Source organism: Burkholderia sp. ABCPW 111, assembly GCF_000773065.1.
In the GTDB taxonomy this organism is placed as follows: domain Bacteria; phylum Pseudomonadota; class Gammaproteobacteria; order Burkholderiales; family Burkholderiaceae; genus Burkholderia; species Burkholderia savannae.
The window spans coordinates 1-16,803 of sequence record NZ_JPWT01000101.1; the positions used below are offsets into that span (position 1 = coordinate 1).

15 protein-coding genes and 1 pseudogene are annotated in these 16,803 nt (G+C 67.5%); 13 read left to right on the forward strand and 3 right to left on the reverse strand.

From position 1 onward, the window contains the following. The 3 genes from X946_RS23480 to X946_RS36405 all read right to left on the reverse strand — a co-directional run. Positions 1–951, reverse strand: a 951-nt coding sequence (locus tag X946_RS23480) for a glutamine synthetase family protein (protein WP_038752788.1), incomplete at its 3' end; no start/stop codon positions are given. Positions 952–977: 26 nt separating this feature from the next. After that, the gene (locus tag X946_RS23485; protein WP_038752839.1) at positions 978–1,778 is read right to left on the reverse strand and encodes a gamma-glutamyl-gamma-aminobutyrate hydrolase family protein; all 801 of its coding nucleotides are present in this window, start codon (positions 1,776–1,778) and stop codon (positions 978–980) included. Between the two features lie 301 nt (positions 1,779–2,079). After that, positions 2,080–2,283 carry a hypothetical protein gene (locus tag X946_RS36405; protein ID WP_226377325.1) on the reverse strand — a complete coding sequence of 68 codons (204 nt, stop codon included), beginning with the start codon at positions 2,281–2,283 and terminating at the stop codon, positions 2,080–2,082. Positions 2,284–2,714: 431 nt separating this feature from the next. On the opposite strand from X946_RS36405, the gene X946_RS23495 reads away from it, so the two are divergent. The 13 genes and pseudogenes from X946_RS23495 (at position 2,715) to X946_RS23555 (ending at position 16,762) form a co-directional block, all read left to right on the forward strand. Further along, positions 2,715–3,266 (forward strand): cupin domain-containing protein, encoded by a 552-nt coding sequence (locus X946_RS23495; protein WP_038752790.1) that lies wholly within the window; start codon positions 2,715–2,717, stop codon positions 3,264–3,266. 98 nt (positions 3,267–3,364) lie between these two features. After that, entirely contained in the window at positions 3,365–4,855 is a 1,491-nt protein-coding gene (locus X946_RS23500) for an aldehyde dehydrogenase (protein ID WP_038752792.1), read from the forward strand. A 126-nt stretch (positions 4,856–4,981) separates the two neighbouring features. Next, positions 4,982–5,944, forward strand: coding sequence for an agmatinase (gene speB, locus X946_RS23505; protein ID WP_038752794.1), 963 nt, complete (start codon positions 4,982–4,984; stop codon positions 5,942–5,944). 562 nt (positions 5,945–6,506) lie between these two features. Next, positions 6,507–6,944 carry a hypothetical protein gene (locus X946_RS23510; protein WP_038752796.1) on the forward strand — a complete coding sequence of 146 codons (438 nt, stop codon included), beginning with the start codon at positions 6,507–6,509 and terminating at the stop codon, positions 6,942–6,944. Between the two features lie 313 nt (positions 6,945–7,257). Continuing rightward, positions 7,258–8,232, forward strand: coding sequence for a helix-turn-helix domain-containing protein (locus X946_RS23515; RefSeq protein ID WP_052145151.1), 975 nt, complete (start codon positions 7,258–7,260; stop codon positions 8,230–8,232). Positions 8,233–8,457: 225 nt separating this feature from the next. Next, positions 8,458–8,748, forward strand: coding sequence for a co-chaperone GroES (locus X946_RS23520; protein ID WP_038752798.1), 291 nt, complete (start codon positions 8,458–8,460; stop codon positions 8,746–8,748). Positions 8,749–8,765: 17 nt separating this feature from the next. After that, positions 8,766–10,406 (forward strand): chaperonin GroEL, encoded by a 1,641-nt coding sequence (gene groL, locus X946_RS23525; protein WP_038752800.1) that lies wholly within the window; start codon positions 8,766–8,768, stop codon positions 10,404–10,406. A gap of 336 nt (positions 10,407–10,742) precedes the next feature. Further along, positions 10,743–11,738, forward strand: coding sequence for an AraC family transcriptional regulator (locus tag X946_RS23530; RefSeq protein WP_038752802.1), 996 nt, complete (start codon positions 10,743–10,745; stop codon positions 11,736–11,738). 171 nt (positions 11,739–11,909) lie between these two features. Next, entirely contained in the window at positions 11,910–12,476 is a 567-nt protein-coding gene (locus X946_RS23535; RefSeq protein WP_038752804.1) for a carboxymuconolactone decarboxylase family protein, read from the forward strand. Beyond that, a complete protein-coding gene (locus X946_RS23540) occupies positions 12,449–13,564 on the forward strand; it encodes an acyl-CoA dehydrogenase family protein (RefSeq protein WP_052145152.1) in 1,116 nt (371 codons plus the stop codon). The genes X946_RS23535 and X946_RS23540 overlap by 28 nt, the downstream gene beginning before the upstream one ends. Beyond that, a pseudogene (locus X946_RS36410) lies at positions 13,561–14,229 on the forward strand (ABC transporter ATP-binding protein); the annotation flags it as partial. The gene X946_RS23540 and the pseudogene X946_RS36410, both read left to right, overlap by 4 nt. 474 nt (positions 14,230–14,703) lie before the next feature. Next, a complete protein-coding gene (locus X946_RS23550; protein ID WP_038752810.1) occupies positions 14,704–15,894 on the forward strand; it encodes an ABC transporter substrate-binding protein in 1,191 nt (396 codons plus the stop codon). Next, positions 15,887–16,762, forward strand: coding sequence for an ABC transporter permease (locus X946_RS23555; protein ID WP_038752812.1), 876 nt, complete (start codon positions 15,887–15,889; stop codon positions 16,760–16,762). Before X946_RS23550 ends, X946_RS23555 begins: the two co-directional genes overlap by 8 nt. Positions 16,763–16,803: the final 41 nt, after the last annotated feature.

Below are 16,803 nucleotides of genomic sequence, written 5' to 3' on the forward strand. Positions count from 1 at the left end.
GTTGATCGGCGCGGCCATGAAGCGCGACAGCCGGCGATACGAGTTGATGTACGGCGCGAAGATCGGCATCAGCGCGGGCGTGTACTTCTGCAGCCCGGCGATATACGCGTAGAACATGTCGGTCGGGCTGCCGTCTTCGGCGGTGAAGAGATTGCGCCCCGTCTCCTCGTTGATGATGCTCTGATGCACGTGCATCGCCGAGCCCGGCTCGTTCTCCATCGGCTTCGCCATGAACGTCGCGTACATGTGATGCCGCAGTGCAGCCTCGCGCACGGTGCGCTTGAACAGGAACACGCGGTCGGCGAGATTCAGCGGATCGCCGTGCAGGAAGTTGATCTCCATCTGCGCTGCGCCGACTTCGTGAATCAGCGTGTCGACTTCGAGATCCTGCACTTCGCAGTACTCGTAGATGTCCTCGAACAGCGGATCGAACTCGTTGACTGCCTCGATCGAGTACGACTGGCGGCCCGTTTCCGGCCGGCCGGTGCGACCGATGGGCGGTGCGAGCGGGAGGTCCGGGTCCTTGTTCATGTCGACCAGATAGAACTCGAGCTCGGGCGCGATCACGGGCTTCCAGCCTTTCGCCTTGTAAAGGTCGAGCACGTGGCGCAGCACGCGGCGCGGCGAGATCTCGACGGGCGTGCCGTCGAAATGCACGCAGTCGTGGATCACCTGCGCGGTCGGATCGATCGCCCACGGAATCAGGCGGATCGTCGATGCGTCGGGCAGGCACACCATGTCGGGATCGGTGACGCCCGTCAGGCTGCCGTCTTCGGGATAATCGCCGGTGACGGTCTGGATCATCACCGCCTGCGGCAGGCGCATCGATTCGCCGGTTTCGAACTTGCTGCGCGGAATGATCTTGCCGCGCGCGATGCCGGCCATGTCCGGGATGATCGCCTCGATTTCGGTGATTCGATGTTTCTTCAGGAATTCGTCGATGTCTTGCATGATCGTTCTCGTTGTAGTGGGCCGGGTCACGCGCCGATCGCGTGCGCCGGCGGCAGGTCGGCGTCGTGCTGCATGCGGGCGAGCATCCGGGCGCGGCACGCGTCGCCGAATGCGCGGAAGATCGCGGTGGATAGCGGATCGTCCGCGTGCTTCCATTCCGGATGCCACTGCACGCCGAGCGCGAATGCGCGTGCGCCCGGCACGGAGATGGCTTCGATCAGCCCGTCGGGCGCGAGCGCCTCGATCGCGAGACCCGCGCCGGGCTGCGCGATGCCTTGCCCGTGCAGCGAGTTCACGCGCGCGTTCGTCTCGCCGCCGCAGAGGCGATGCAGCAAGCCGCCCGGCGCGAGCCGGATGTCATGCGCGGGCGCGTACTGCGCGTCGGGCGCGTCCTGCTTGTTTTCGCGGTGATCGTCGAGGCCGTCGACCGCATGCACCTGCTGATGCAGCGTGCCGCCGAACACGACGTTCATTTCCTGGAAGCCGCGGCAGATCGCGAGCACCGGTACGCCTGCGTCGATCGCCGCGCGCACGAGCGGCAGCGTCGTCTCGTCGCGCGCGGGATCGTGCAGCGTGCCGGGCGCGCTCGGATGCCCGCCGTAGCGATGCGGCTCGACGTTCGAATGGCTGCCGGTAAACAGCAGCCCGTCGACGGCCGCGAGCACGTCGCGCGCCGCTTGCCGCGCGCCGAGCGCCGGCACGATCATCGCGAGCGCGAGCGCGCCCTCGACGATTGCCGCGATGTATTTTTCGCCGGCGACATGAGATGGGTGCGCGCCCATCATCGTTTTGTCAGCGGTGATTCCGACCAATGGTTTGCTTTGCATGAATTTCACGTTTCGATGAATGCCCGGATTGCGAATCGCGCATCGAAAATCGCAATACGGCAGGCGTGACGGGGCCCGTCGGCTTCACGCGATGCGCGAAGTCGATGAGTCGTGGCGCGACGGTCGAACGGCGGCGGCAAGCCGGCAGCCGCACGGCGCGCGATGCAAGGGGATTGCGCTCGCTCTGAGCGAACGCGCGACGCAGCGGGGATGGCCGAGCGCGCGCGTTCGATGTCAGGCCGCTGCGCCGATCAGGCGTCAGGGCGTGCGTTCGAAGCGAACAGCGGCAGAAGGAGAGGCGCTAGGGCAGCAGCGAGGCGACTTCGTCGATGTGCACGGCGATGTAGGCGCGTGCGGAGACGGCGTTGTGACGTCGCACGGAGCGACGGGACAGGATGGTGAATACGGACGGAAGCAGGCGAGGAACAAGCGCGCCGCTGCTGCCGTCGGAGAGGGCGACGTCATGCGGGATGTTCGCCGCATGTCTTCGATCCCACCTTACCAGAGGGCCACGGACTCTCACGATTACACTCGACTGGTGACGTTGAAAGTTTTGAACACCCCGGCTCATCGAACGCATCCTGCGTTTAATAAATCGGGGCGACGGTCCGGCGGCAAGATCGTCAACGTGCTGCATATTTCGGACACCGTCAGAAACGCACCGCAACATGACGATGATGTGACGCCGACCTGTGGATCAGCATATACGAGCCAAAAACGGCGTCAAATATTTTTCAAAAATACGAAGCATCGAGTGCTCGATGGTGGCGGGCATAAATCCTGCGTGAGCGAATGCGCGCCGCAGCGTGCATTATTTCGATCGTCTTGCAGGGTTTTCCCGGACAGAAAACGATTGAAAGTGATTAGAATATTCGACACTCGTGCCATGCAATCGTCGGTCGTCGACGCTCACCAATCGTGTCGGATTCCACATCGATGTCCAATGAAGTCGCCACCCGTCTGCGTCACGTGCGCATGAAGTACGGCCTGTCGCAGCGCGAGCTCGCGAAGCGCGCGGGCGTCACGAACGGCACGATCTCGCTGATCGAGCAGAGCCGCGTGAGTCCTTCGGTAGGATCGCTGAAGAAATTGCTCGAGTGCATTCCGATGAGCCTCGCGGAGTTCTTCACGTTCGAGGTCGACGAGGATCGCTCGGTCGTCTCGCGCCGCGGCGAGATGCCGAATCTCGGCAACGACGCGATCGGCTTCTATCTGGCGGGCTCCGGCGTCAAGGACCGCAACATGTGCATCATGCGCGAGGTCTATCAGCCGCTCGCGGATACAGGCCCGGAAATGCTCACGCACGCGGGGCACGAGGGCGGCGTCGTCGTGTCCGGTCAGATCGAGCTGACCGTCGACGGCGCGACGTGGCTGCTCGATCCCGGAGACAGCTACTACTTCGAGAGCCGCTTGCCGCACCGTTTTCGCAATCCCAGCGCGGAACACGTCTGCGAGGTCGTGTCGGCGAATTCGCCGCCCACCTTCTGACGACGCGCCAACGCGATTCGCCGCCGCCCGCGCGTCGCAAGCATGCGGCGCCGGGCATTTAGTTTGCATGGCGAATCAAACCCTACGAGGCTATTCCGATGGACAAGACGACTTTGGCTTACTGGCAGGACAAGGCAGCGATGCTCGCGATCGAGGGGCGCGCATTCATCGGCGGCGCGTACCGCGACGCGCACGGCGGCAAGACGTTCGATTGCGTGAGCCCGATCGACGGCCGCGTGCTCGTGAAAGTCGCCGACTGCGGCGCGGCCGACGTCGACGCGGCGGTGGCGGCCGCGCGGCGCGCGTTCGACGAGCAGGCATGGGCGGGCCTGAACCCGCGCAGGCGCAAGGCGATCCTGCTTCGCTGGGCGGCGCTGATGCGCGAGCATCTCGACGAGCTGTCGCTGCTCGAGACGCTCGACGCGGGCAAGCCGATCGGCGACACGACGACGGTCGACGTGCCGGGCGCCGCGTACTGCGTCGAATGGTTCGCGGAAGCGATCGACAAGGTCGGCGGCGAAGTCGTGCCCGCCGATCATCATCTCGTCGGCCTCGTCACGCGCGAGCCGCTCGGCGTCGTCGCCTCGGTCGTGCCGTGGAATTTCCCGATCCTGATGGCGTCGTGGAAGTTCGGGCCGGCGCTCGCCGCGGGCAACAGCGTCGTGCTGAAGCCGTCGGAGAAATCGCCGCTCACGGCGATCAGGGTCGCGCAGCTCGCGCACGAAGCGGGCATTCCGGCCGGCGTGTTCAACGTCGTGCCGGGCGGCGGCGAGCCGGGCAAGCTGCTCGCGCTGCATCGCGACGTCGACTGTCTCGCGTTCACCGGCTCGACGGGCGTCGGCAAGCTGATCATGCAGTACGCGGGCCAGTCGAACCTGAAGCGCGTGTGGCTCGAGCTCGGCGGCAAATCGCCGAACATCGTGCTGCCCGACTGCCCGGATCTCGATCGCGCGGCGAAGGCGGCGGCGGGCGCGATCTTCTACAACATGGGCGAGATGTGCACGGCGGGCTCGCGCCTGCTCGTGCACCGCGACATCAAGGATGCGTTCCTCGAGAAGCTGATTGCCGCGGCGCGCGCATACAAGCCGGGCAATCCGCTCGACCCGAACGTGTCGATGGGCGCGATCGTCGACGCGATCCAGCTCGAGCGTGTGCTCGGCTACATCGAAGCGGGCTGCGGCGAAGCGAAGCTGCTGCTCGGCGGCGCGCGCGTGAACGAGCAGAGCGGCGGCTTCTACATCGAACCCACCGTGTTCGACACGACGCCCGACGCGAAGATCGCGCGCGAAGAGATCTTCGGCCCGGTGCTGTCGGTGATCACGTTCGATTCGATCGACGAAGCGGTGAGGATCGCGAACGATAGCGAATACGGGCTCGGCGCCGCGGTGTGGACCGCGAACCTGACGACCGCGCACGAAGTCGCGCGCCGGCTGCGCGCGGGCACCGTATGGGTCAATTGCTACGACGAAGGGGGCGACATGAATTTCCCGTTCGGCGGCTACAAGCAATCGGGCAACGGCCGCGACAAGTCGTTGCACGCACTGGAGAAGTACACCGAGCTGAAGTCCACGCTCGTTCGGCTGCGCTAAAGGATTCGCAAGCCAGCGCGGCGGCGCGCATGCGTCGCGCCGCCGCGTTCCCAATGAATCCGACGCCGGCGCGCTCGCATTATCGGCGGCATCGCGAGCGCGCCGGTCCCTCCACCGGGTCATTCGATGACTGAAACGCTCTATGGCGACGGCGCGATCCGCCGCTCCTCCCCCTACGGTTCCTCGATCGAAAACACTTACGCGGGCGTGCTGTCGTTCATGCGGCGCAACTACACGCGCGATCTCGGCGGGGTCGACGTCGCCGTGTCCGGCGTGCCGCTCGATCTCGCAACGACGTTCCGCTCCGGCGCGCGCCTCGGCCCCGCCGCGGTGCGCGCGGCGAGCGTGCAGCTTGCCGAGCTGAATCCGTATCCGTGGGGCTTCGATCCGTTCGACGATCTCGCGGTGATCGACTACGGCGACTGCTGGTTCGACGCGCACAATCCGCTCACGATCAAGGCCGCGATTGTTGAGCACGCGCGTGCGATCCTGCAGTCGGACGCGAGGATGCTGACGCTCGGCGGCGACCACTACATCACGTATCCGTTGCTGATCGCGCACGCGCAGAAGTACGGCAAGCCACTGTCGCTGATCCATTTCGACGCGCACTGCGACACATGGGCCGACGACGCGCCCGACAGCCTCAATCACGGCACGATGTTCTACAAGGCGGTCAAAGACGGGCTGATCGATCCGAAGACGTCGGTGCAGGTCGGCATTCGCACGTGGAACGACGATTATCTCGGCATCAACGTGCTCGACGCCGCGTGGGTGCACGAGCACGGTGTGCGCGCGGCGCTCGAGCGCATCGGCTCGGTCGTCGGCGACCGGCCCGCGTATCTGACGTTCGACATCGACTGCCTCGATCCCGCGTTCGCGCCGGGCACGGGCACGCCGGTCGCGGGCGGGCTGTCGTCCGCGCAGGCGCTCGCGATCGTGCGCGGTCTCGGCGGCGTGAACCTGATCGGCGCGGACGTCGTCGAAGTCGCGCCCGCGTACGATCAGAGCGAAATCACCGCGATCGCGGCCGCGCATGTCGCGTGCGATCTGCTGTGTCTGTGGCGGCAGCGCAAGGTCGGCGCGCGTTGACGCGATCACGCGGCGATCGGCGGGCGGAGCGGCTGGACGGCGGCTCGACGGGAGGTGCTCCCGGAAGTGTTCGCCGTCCAGGCCATGGCGCTCCGGCCGCTAGACCCGCCGCCAATGCATTGCCCGCAGAACGTGCCGCGATTCCCGCAATTGCTGCGTTCATTCTCGACGATGCGTCGCCTCGATCCGCGTCGGCGGGGATTTCGACGGGTGTACGGCGGATTGAAGCTCGACAGGTGGTGGGAGGCGTCATCAATAAGCAGGTCGAGCTCGCAGAAACGCCTTCGGGCATGAGCTCCCCGATCGCCCGGCAGACATGCGATGCGCGTGCGCTTCATTGCATGCGGAAGGTGGATTTCAGTCCATTTCAGGCGGATATGCGTCCATTATCCAAACGACCGGACGCATTGGCGTTGACGCGGAGATAACGCGGTCTATATCGTACAGAGGCTTTGCAAATCGGCATCGCAGGTAGAAAGGAGGCAGTCGGCTCCGATCGTCGTGCAAACGGTTTGCGGTCACGAAGTCGTTTTGATCGCGCATATCTCGCGACGAGGACAACATGAAAATGAATATCGTCACGCGCACGCTCACGATGTCGCCGCTGATGCTGGCGGCGGCTTGCAGTCAGATGCCCTTTGGCGGTACGGACACCGCCAAGTACGGGACCGCCTATATCAAGGAACATCTTGTCACCGGTGTCACGACGCAGGAGCAGGTGCGGACGCTGTACGGCAATCCGGATCGCAAGATGATGTACAGCGATGGAGGGGAGAGCTGGGATTACGATTTCAACCCCGGTGATAATCAGGTCAGCCATGCCGTTGGTTATCTGTGGGGTTCGATCCCGAAGCCCGGAACGAGTGGCGTGACGGGCAATGCAGTCGGCACCGCGAACCAGGGCGTGTTCGACAAGATTTATTCCAGGGATGCACGGAAGTCGTTGTCGGTCACCTTCAGGAAGGGGGTCGTTTCAAATTACTATATTTCCGGAAAATAGCATCGCGGCCTTGCGCCCGGCATACGTCGCAGAGCGGGTATGGCTCGCCGTCCCTTGCGTGGGCCACGAATGAAATTCGCGCAAAAGCGCATCACGCCGTTTCCGCGGCGGACCTTGTTCGTCGAAGAACGGGACGGGGCCACGCGGGCGCTGTCGTCACGGCGATTCGAAGCTGGTGTGCGTTCTTCGCATCGCTTACACTCATTCGCGTTGCCGATAGGCCGATGAGCCGGAGATTCCCGGCCATGTTCGGAATCTCGCCCTTTGCCCGGCCGGCAAAGGCGCTGGCCGATTCACGCGGATCGGGGGCCACTTGGACAAAACACCCGGCATCGGTATTTACCGCTGCACGACGCTGGAGATTCCGGCGCGTGACAGATTCGACGCGTGGGCGGCAGGCGGCAGCTGCCAGTATTCGATCGTCGATAGCGCCGGCGTGCCGTTCGATTGGGAATCGAGCGGCGCCACGGTGGGGCCGCTGTCGATCGGCTGGCATACCTGGTTGCATCCGTCGCGGCGAGCCGTGATCAAGGCCGATAGATCCTCTCGCCAGATTGCCGCGCGCGGGCTGGATCTTTACCAGTTCACGATTCATCTCGATGCCGGGTTCGTCTGGCGAAGCGGACCGGAACCATCGTTCAAGCAACGCAATGAACTGTACGTGATCGACGCAACCCAGCCGTTCGAATCGGAGATCACGACGGGCAACGTCGTTTGGATGGCGATACCCCGATCGTTGCTGCCGGAAACGGCGGAATGGCTGCACGGGAAATCGCTGAAGCAGGGAGTCGGTCAACTGTTCGCCGATCACCTGCGTTCGCTGGTCGCGAACCTGCCGCGTTTGAACGCCGACGACATCGGTCCCGTCGTCCAGGCGACGCTGCATCTCGCAAGCGCTTGCGCGGCGCGCAGCCCGGATCTGTTCGAGCAGGCCAACGCGGCCATCGAAAGCGCGTTGCAGCAGCGTGTGAAAAACTACATCGATGCGAACCTGTCGAGCCTCGAGCTGACGCCTGATCTGATCTGCAAGCAGGTCGGTCTTTCGCGATCGAAGCTCTATCAGTTGTTCGAGCCGCATGGTGGCGTGATGCGGCAGATACAGCGCAAGCGTCTCGAATCGGCCTATCGCATGCTCGCCGATCCGGCGTACGTCCGGGAGTCGATCGCGACGATCGCATGGCGCCACGGCTTTCGCGACGAAAAATATTTCAGCCGGATCTTCAAGGCCGAATTCGGTCATCCGCCGAGCGAGACGCTGGAGCGGGCCGGGCAACGGCTGCATCGGTGACGCCGCGCTGCCGGCGCGGGCCGGCGGCGGCGCCGCTGCGAAATGAAACAGGGCCGATCGCTGTGCGATCCCGGCCGCCGATCCGGCCTGCCGCCGCTAATGCCGTCCATCGATAAGTTTTTGCGAATCCGTTATTGGAGCGATCGGTGACACGTTTCTATACTCGGGTTCCGGTTGGCACTCATTGAACTCGAGTGCCAGAACTTCGATAAAGGAAACGTGAGAATGAGCCTACGTCCGCTACACGATCGCGTCATCGTCAAGCGACTCGATCAGGAAACCAAGACCGCGTCGGGCATCGTGATTCCCGACAGCGCGGCCGAAAAGCCCGACCAGGGCGAGATCCTCGCGGTCGGCCCCGGCCGGCGCGACGCCGACGGCAAGCGCATCGAGCCCGACGTGAAGGTCGGCGAGCGCGTGCTGTTCGGCAAGTACGCCGGGCAGCCCGTGAAGGTCGACGGCAACGAATTGCTGGTGCTGCGCGAAGAAGAGATCGTCGCAGTCGTCCATTCCTGAGCGGGGAGCATCGAATCATGGCAGCGAAAGAAATCATTTTTCACGACGGCGCGCGCACGAGGCTCGTCGAAGGCGTCAATCTGCTCGCGAACGCGGTGAAAGTCACGCTCGGCCCGAAAGGCCGCAACGTCGTGCTCGAGCGCAGCTTCGGCGCACCCGTCGTCACGAAGGACGGCGTATCGGTTGCGAAGGAGATCGAGCTCGCCGACAAGGTGCAGAACATCGGCGCGCAGCTCGTGAAGGAAGTCGCGTCGAAGACGAGCGACGCGGCGGGCGACGGCACGACGACGGCCACCGTGCTCGCGCAGGCGATCGTTCGCGAAGGGCAAAAGTACGTCGCGGCGGGCCTGAATCCGCTCGATCTGAAGCGCGGCATCGACAAGGCCGTTGCCGCCGCGGTCGAGGAGCTGAAGAAGATCAGCAAGCCGACGACGACGAGCAAGGAAATCGCGCAGGTCGCGACCATCTCGGCGAACGGCGAGGAATCGATCGGCCAGCGCATCGCCGAGGCGATCGACCGCGTCGGCAAGGAGGGCGTGATCACCGTCGAGGACGGCAAGTCGCTCGCCGACGAGCTCGACGTCGTCGAAGGGCTGCAGTTCGATCGCGGCTACCTGTCGCCGTACTTCATCAACAATCCCGACCGCCAGCTCGCGGTGCTCGACGAGCCGTTCATCCTGCTGCACGACAAGAAGATCTCGAACATCCGCGATCTGCTGCCGGTGCTCGAGCAGGTCGCGAAGGCGGGCCGGCCGCTTCTCATCATCGCCGAGGATATCGAGGGCGAGGCGCTCGCGACGCTCGTCGTCAACAACATCCGCGGCATCCTGAAGACCGTCGCGGTGAAGGCGCCCGGCTTCGGCGATCGCCGCAAGGCGCTGCTCGAGGACATCGCGATCCTGACGGGCGGCCAGGTGATCGCCGAGGAAACCGGCCTCACGCTCGAAAAGGCGACGCTGCAGGAGCTCGGCCGCGCGAAGCGCATCGAGGTGGGCAAGGAAAACACGACGCTCATCGACGGCGCGGGCGAGAAGGCGAACATCGAGGCGCGCGTGAAGCAGATTCGCGCGCAGATCGCCGATGCGACGTCCGACTACGATCGCGAGAAGCTGCAGGAGCGCGTCGCGAAGCTCGCGGGCGGCGTCGCGGTGATCAAGGTCGGCGGCGCGACCGAAATCGAAGTGAAGGAGAAGAAGGACCGCGTCGACGACGCGCTGCACGCGACGCGCGCGGCCGTGGAGGAAGGCATCGTGCCGGGCGGCGGCGTCGCGCTGATTCGCGTGAAGCAGGCGATCGCGGACCTCGCGGCCGCGAACGCCGATCAGAAGGCCGGCATCAGCATCGTGTTGCGCGCGCTCGAGGAGCCGTTGCGCCAGATCGTCGCGAACGCGGGCGAGGAGGCGAGCGTCGTCGTCGCGACGGTCGCGGCCGGCAAGGGCAACTACGGCTACAACGCGGCGACCGGCGAATACGGCGATCTCGTCGAATCGGGCGTGCTCGATCCGACGAAGGTCACGCGCACCGCGCTGCAAAACGCGGCGTCGGTCGCGGGCCTGCTGCTCACGACCGATGCGACCGTCCACGAAGCGCCGAAGGATGCGCCGCCCGCCGCGCCGGCCGGCGTGCCGGGCGCGGGCGGTCCGGGCTTCGACTTCTGAGCGAATCGCGCGACGCGCGAGGTGCGCGGCTCGACGGGCCGCGTGCCTCGGCGGCGCGTGCGGCGCGATGCCGCAATCCTTCGCGCGTGACGTCGAACGCGAAGCGGAGCACGCGACGCATGAAGCGAAACATGGTCGATCGAACCGAGCGCTCGCCACGCGACAGGCGTCGAACCGACTGTTCGACGCCTGTCGCATCGCGTTTATTTCTCGCGCTCATAAGCGTCCGACAAAACGTTGGTTTGTCTGCCGGCGCGATGCCGCTAACGTAACGCGCACGAATTAATGCGATTACCATCGCATTCGACCAACACGACACGACCGGGGACGCGACGCATGCGGGCGCACACAGACAAGATCATTCACTGGCTGCTGTCGAGCCTCGAGCCCGTCGGCTCGATCTTTCATGTCGGCCAGTATTGCGGCGACGGCTGGCGCGCGTCGACGGCCGGGCGCGCGAAGGCGAGCTTCCACGTCGTGCTGAGCGGCCGCTGCCGGCTGCACTTTTTCGACGGCCGCGCGAGCGTGCCGCTCGCCGAAGGCGACGCGGCATTCCTGATGCGCGACGTCCCGCATGCGCTGACATCCGGCGCGAAGCCGCCCGTTCGCGCGCGCGACGCCGCGCGCGCGGCGCAGCCGGCGATGCAGCGCTTCGACCCCGGCGCGCCCGACGCGGTCGGCCTCGCATGCGGCTTTCTCGCGTTCCGCAGCGGCTCGAGCGACTGGATCGCATCGTACCTGCCCGATTGCCTCGTGGTCCGGCGCGCCAGCGCGGCGGCCGCGCAGATTCATGCGATCGTCGGGCTGATTCGCGCGGAGGCGGCGAAGCCCGGCTCGTTCGACGAGCCGTCGCCGCTCATCGCGCGGCTGACCGAGCTGCTGTTCTTCTACGCGGTGCGCGACGCGGTGGACGACGATTCGCTCGCGAGCGGCCTCGCGCCGCTGATGCGCCGCGCCGAGTTCGCGAGCCTGATCGCGGCCGTCATCGATCGGCCCGGCGACCCATGGACGACCGACGCGATGGCGTCGTTCGCGCACATGTCGCGTGCGACGTTCTTCAAGCGCTTCGTCGATGCGTGCGGCCAGCCGCCCGCCCAATTCGTCACGCTGATCCGGATGAAGATCGCGGCCGAGATGCTGCGGCAGGGCGAGGCGATCGCGCGCGTCGCCGAATGGGTCGGCTATCAGTCGGAATCGGCGTTCGCGCATGCGTTCAAGCGCATCGTCGGGCTGCAGCCGGGCGCGTACCGGCGTGAACAGGGCGAGGCGCCGCCGCGCGACGGCGAGACCGGCGGCGCGCATGCCGCGGGAGCGAACGCCGCGCTGCATTGAGCGCGCGCCGTCGAAGCGGCGCTGAGCACTGAGCGCCGGGCGGCGGCGATCGTTTCGTCCGTTCGTACTTCGCTGCGCACGCGTGGACGAATCCGCAGCACTCGCAGACCTTCGCGCATTGCCCGCCGGCGGCGCGCTTCGGACAATGAGGCATTCCACCAGGAGCCTCACATGAGCCGCATTCCTCTTCTCACGCCGAGCGACGCGCCCGAAGCGAGCGTGCCGTATCTGACGCGCGTGCTGAACAACAACGGCTTCCTGCCGAATCTCGTCGCGTCGCTCGCGAATGCGCCGACCGCGCTCGAAACGTACCTGACGGTCGCCGAGATCAACGGCCGCAGCGGCCTCACGCTCGCCGAGCGCGAGGCGGTGCAGATCACGGCCGCCGCGACGCACGGCTGCGGCTTTTGCGTCGCCGGGCACACCGCCGTCGCGCTGAAGAAGGCGCACGTGCCGAACGCGGACGTCGACGCGCTGCGCGCGGGCGAGCCGCCCGCTGACGCGCGCCTTGCGGCCGTCGCGACGTTCACGCGCGCGGTGATCGCGGCGCGCGGCGCGGTCGGCGACGCGCAGTTCGATGCGTTCGTCGCCGCCGGTTTCACGCGCGCGAACGCGCTCGAGGTCGTGCTCGGCGTGAGCCTCGCGACGCTCTGCAATTTCGCGAACAACCTCGCGCAGAACGAATTGAATCCTGAACTGGCCGCCTACCGATGGGAACCTCGCACGCAAACCGCATGACCCGGATCGCGCTCGATCCGGCGCTGACCGATTGGCTCGACGCACACGCGGCGTCGCTCGACGCTTCGTCGGAAGCGAAGCAGCAACTCGTGCCGCGCCTCGCGGCGGCGGGCGCGTTTCATGCGGGCCTGCCGGTGCGCGACGGCGAAGCGGGCGACGTCGTCGAGGCGGTGGCGACGATCGCCGCGCTCGCGCGGCATTCGCTGACGGCCGCGTTCGTGTGCTGGGCGCAGCGGACGTTCGTCGAATATCTGCTGCACAGCCCGAACGCCGAGTTGCGCGCGCGCTGGCTGCCGGCGCTGCTGAGCGGCGACGCGGCCGGCGCGACCGGCCTGTCGAACGCGATGAAGTATCTGCAGGGGATCGAATCGCTCCAGCTCGACGCAACGCCCGATCCTTCGTGTTCCGAAGCATGGCGGCTGAACGGCGCGCTGCCGTGGGTGACGAACGTACGGCCGGGCGGCGCGCTCGTCGCGGTCGCCGTCGCGCACGAAGGGCGCGCGGCGTCGATCTTCGCGGTGCGCGACGATGCGGCGGGCGTCGCGCGGAGCGACGATCTCGATCTGATCGCCTTGCGCGGCAGCAACACGGCGGCGCTGCGTTTCACCGACGTGGCGCTGGATGCGCGCTGGCGGATTCACGACGACGCGCATGCGTTTCTGCCCGCCGTGCGGCCCGCGTTCCTCGGGATGCAGTGCGCGATGGCGATCGGGCTTGCGAGCCGGTCGCTCGACGAGGCGGGCCGTTCGGCGGACGCCACGCGGCGAATCCTCGATGCCGAAATCGCCGGCGCGAGCGACGCGCTCGACGCGACGGCCGGGCGGCTCGTCGCCGGGTTGCGCGACGGCGCGTTCGGCGCGCAGCGCGCGCGGCTCTTCGAGATTCGGATCGCGCTCGCCGAGCTCGTGCAGACTGCCGTGCAGCTCGAACTGCAGGCGAGCGGCGGACGCGCGTACGTGCGGCGCGACGGTGCCGACAACGGTTTCGAACGGCGCTGGCGCGAGGCCGCGTTCGTGCCGGTCGTCACGCCGAGCCTCGTGCAGCTGAAGAGCGAGCTCGCGAAACACGCGGCGCGCGACGCCGCATGAGCGCGCCGTGGCTCGACGCCCGCGCGCTGACGCTCGGCTACGACGCGGCGCGGCCGCCCGTGCTCGACCGCTTCGATTTCGCGGTGGGCGCGGGCGAGTTGGTCGCGGTGCTCGGCGCGAGCGGCGCGGGCAAGTCGAGCCTGTTGCGCGTGCTGGCGGGCTTGCGCCGGCCCGCGTCCGGCACGATCGAGATCTCGGGCCGCCCGCTCGACGGGCCGCATCCGCACGTCGTGCTGATGTTCCAGGAAGCGAGCCTGCTGCCGTGGCTGTCGGTCGAGCGCAACGTCGCGTTCGGGCTCGGTTTCAAGCAGCAGCCGCGCCTGTCGCGCGGCGAGCGCGCGCGCCGCGTCGCATGGGCGATCGATGAAGTCGGGCTCGCGCACGCACGCGGCTACCATCCGGCGCAACTGTCGGGCGGGATGGCGCAGCGCGTCGCGCTCGCACGCGCGATCGCGCGGCAGCCGCAGGTGCTGCTGCTCGACGAGCCGTTCGGCGCGCTCGACGCCGCGACGCGCACCGACATGCAGGACCTGCTGCTGCGCGTCGTCGCCGACACGCGCGCGGCGACCGTGCTCGTCACGCACGACATCGACGAGGCGCTGCGCGTCGCCGACCGGGTCGTGCTGCTCGACGGGCGCGGCGGGACGGCCGGCGCTTGGACGGTTGCGTCGCGCGCGGCGGCGGCGGGCGGATGCGTCGAGACGCTGTCGGAAGTCGGCGAAGGGCGCGATGCGCGCGCCGCGCGGAATGAGCGGAATGAGCGGAATGAGCGGGACGCATGCGGCGCGCTCGCGATCGACGCCGCGCGCGGCCGTGGCGCGATGTCCGAACGATCCGAAGCGCCCGGCGCTTGCGCCGCGCCGGCCGCGCCCGATGCGTTGCGGGCGGCATGCGACCGGCGCGGGCCGCGGGAACGCCGCGAGCTGCGTGAGCTGCATGAGCTGCGTGAGCGGATCGAGGGGCACGACCCGCTCGACCCGCTCGACCCGCTTGAACGATTCGACCGTCTCGACGCGCTGCGCATCGAGATCCACCGCATGTTGCGCGCGCTGCGCGACGCGCCCGAAGCCGCAGGACGCGCGAGCGCGGACGATGCGCGTCCCGCCGCCTGATTTCTTCATTCTTCGAACGGACCGACCATGTGCGATGTATCGATCACCCGCCGCGAGTGGCTCAAGCTCGCCGCGCTGTTCACGAGCGCGGCGGCGTTGCCGCTTCTCGCGCAACGCGCGGCGCGCGCGGCCGTGGAGCCCGACGCGCCGGTGCGCATCGGCTATCTGCCGATCACCGACGCCGCGCCGCTCCTCGTCGCGCATCACAACGGCTATTTCGACGCGGCGGGCGCCGCGGCCGAGAAGCCGCGGCTGTTGCGCAGCTGGGCGCAGCTCGTCGAGGCTTTCCTGTCCGGGCAGGTCAACGTCGTCCATCTGCTGTCGCCGATGACGGTGTGGGCGCGCTACGGCAGCGGTGTGCGGGCGAAAGTCGTCGCGTGGAATCACGTGAACGGCTCGGCGCTGACGGTCGCGCCCGCGATCGACGACGTCCGCCAGCTCGGCGGCAAGACCGTCGCGGTGCCGTTCTGGTATTCGATTCACAACGTCGTCGTGCAGCATCTGCTGCGCGAGAGCGGGCTCGCGCCGGTGCTCAAGCGCACGGGCGGCATCGCGGCGAACGAAGTGAACCTCGTCGTGATGGCGCCCGCCGACATGCCGCCCGCGCTCGCGGCCGGGCAGATCGCGGGCTACATCGTCGCGGAGCCGTTCAACGCGGCGGTCGAGCTGATGAAGATCGGCAAGATCCTGCGGTTTACCGGCGACGTGTGGAAGAATCATGCGTGCTGCGTCGTGTTCATGCACGAGCAGGATCTGAACGCGCGGCCGCAGTGGTCGCAGAAAGTCGTCGACGCGATCGTGAAGGCGCAGCTCTGGGCGCGCGCGCATCCGGACGAGACCGCGCGGCTGCTGTCGAAGGAGGGCGCGCAGCATTACACGCCGCATGCCGTGCAGACGCTGTCGCGTGTGCTCGCGCCGTCGGCGGCGCTCGACGCCGACTATCGCGCGCGCGGCGCGATCCGGCACGCCGGCTGGCGCGAGAAGCGAATCGATTTCCAGCCGTATCCGTTTCCGAGCTACACCGAAGAGCTGGTGCGGCGCCTGAAGCGCACCGCGATGGACGGCGACGCGCGCTTTCTCGAGCGGCTCGATCCGGCGCGCGTCGCGAGCGAGCTCGTCGACGCGCGGTTCGTCACGAAGAGCATCGCGGCCGTCGGCGGCCTCGCGGCGTTCGGGTTGCCCGAATCGTTTTCGCGCGAGGAGACGATCGTTGTCTGACGTATCGGTTCGGCGCGGGCCGGCGCGCGGCGGCGCGGGCGCTCATCGCGGAAGCGGCGCGCCGCCGCGGGTCGCCGCCGCATCTGCCCATGCCGGCCGCCGGCCGCTCGCTCGCCCGCTGCGCGACGCGGCGATCGGCGTCGCTGGCCTCGTCTGCGCGATTGCGCTCTGGTGGGCGGCGACGCACGGGCTGGCGGGGCCGCAGTCGCCCGTGCGCCTGTTCGCGCCGGAGCGTGCGCTCGAAAGCGCGCCCGCGCTGTTGCGCGACGAGCGCCTCGCGATGCACGTGCGCGTGAGCGTCGTGCGCGTGGCGACGGGGCTCGGCATCGCGCTCGCGCTCGGCGTGCCGCTCGGACTGCTGATCGGACGCGTGAGATGGCTCGACGCGCTGCTGTCGCCGACCTTCCAGTTCCTGCGGATGATCTCGCCGCTGTCGTGGATGCCGCTCGCGGTGATGTCGTTCGGCATCGGCGAGCGCTCGATCTGTTTCCTGCTCGCGTTCGCCGCGTTCTGGCCGATCCTGATGAGCACCGCGTCCGGCGTCGGGCAGGTCGACCGGCGCTGGCTCGAGCTCGGCGAGAGCCTCGCCGCGACGCGCGCCGAGCTCGCATGGCACGTGGTGCTGCCGGCGATCACCGCGTCGGTGCTGAGCGGCGCGCGGCTCGCGATCGGCGTGCTGTGGATCGTGCTCGTGCCGGCCGAGATGCTCGGCGTGAGCGCGGGGCTCGGCTATCTGGTGCTCGACACGCGCGACCGGCTTGCGTATTCGGAGCTCGCGGCGGTGATCGTCGTGATCGGCGCGATCGGGCTCGCGCTCGATGCGCTCGCACGGGCCGCGCTTGCCCGCTGGACGAAGGCGCGCGCTTGATGCGGCTGACATGCGTCGGCGTGATGCGGCGCGGCGCGGCA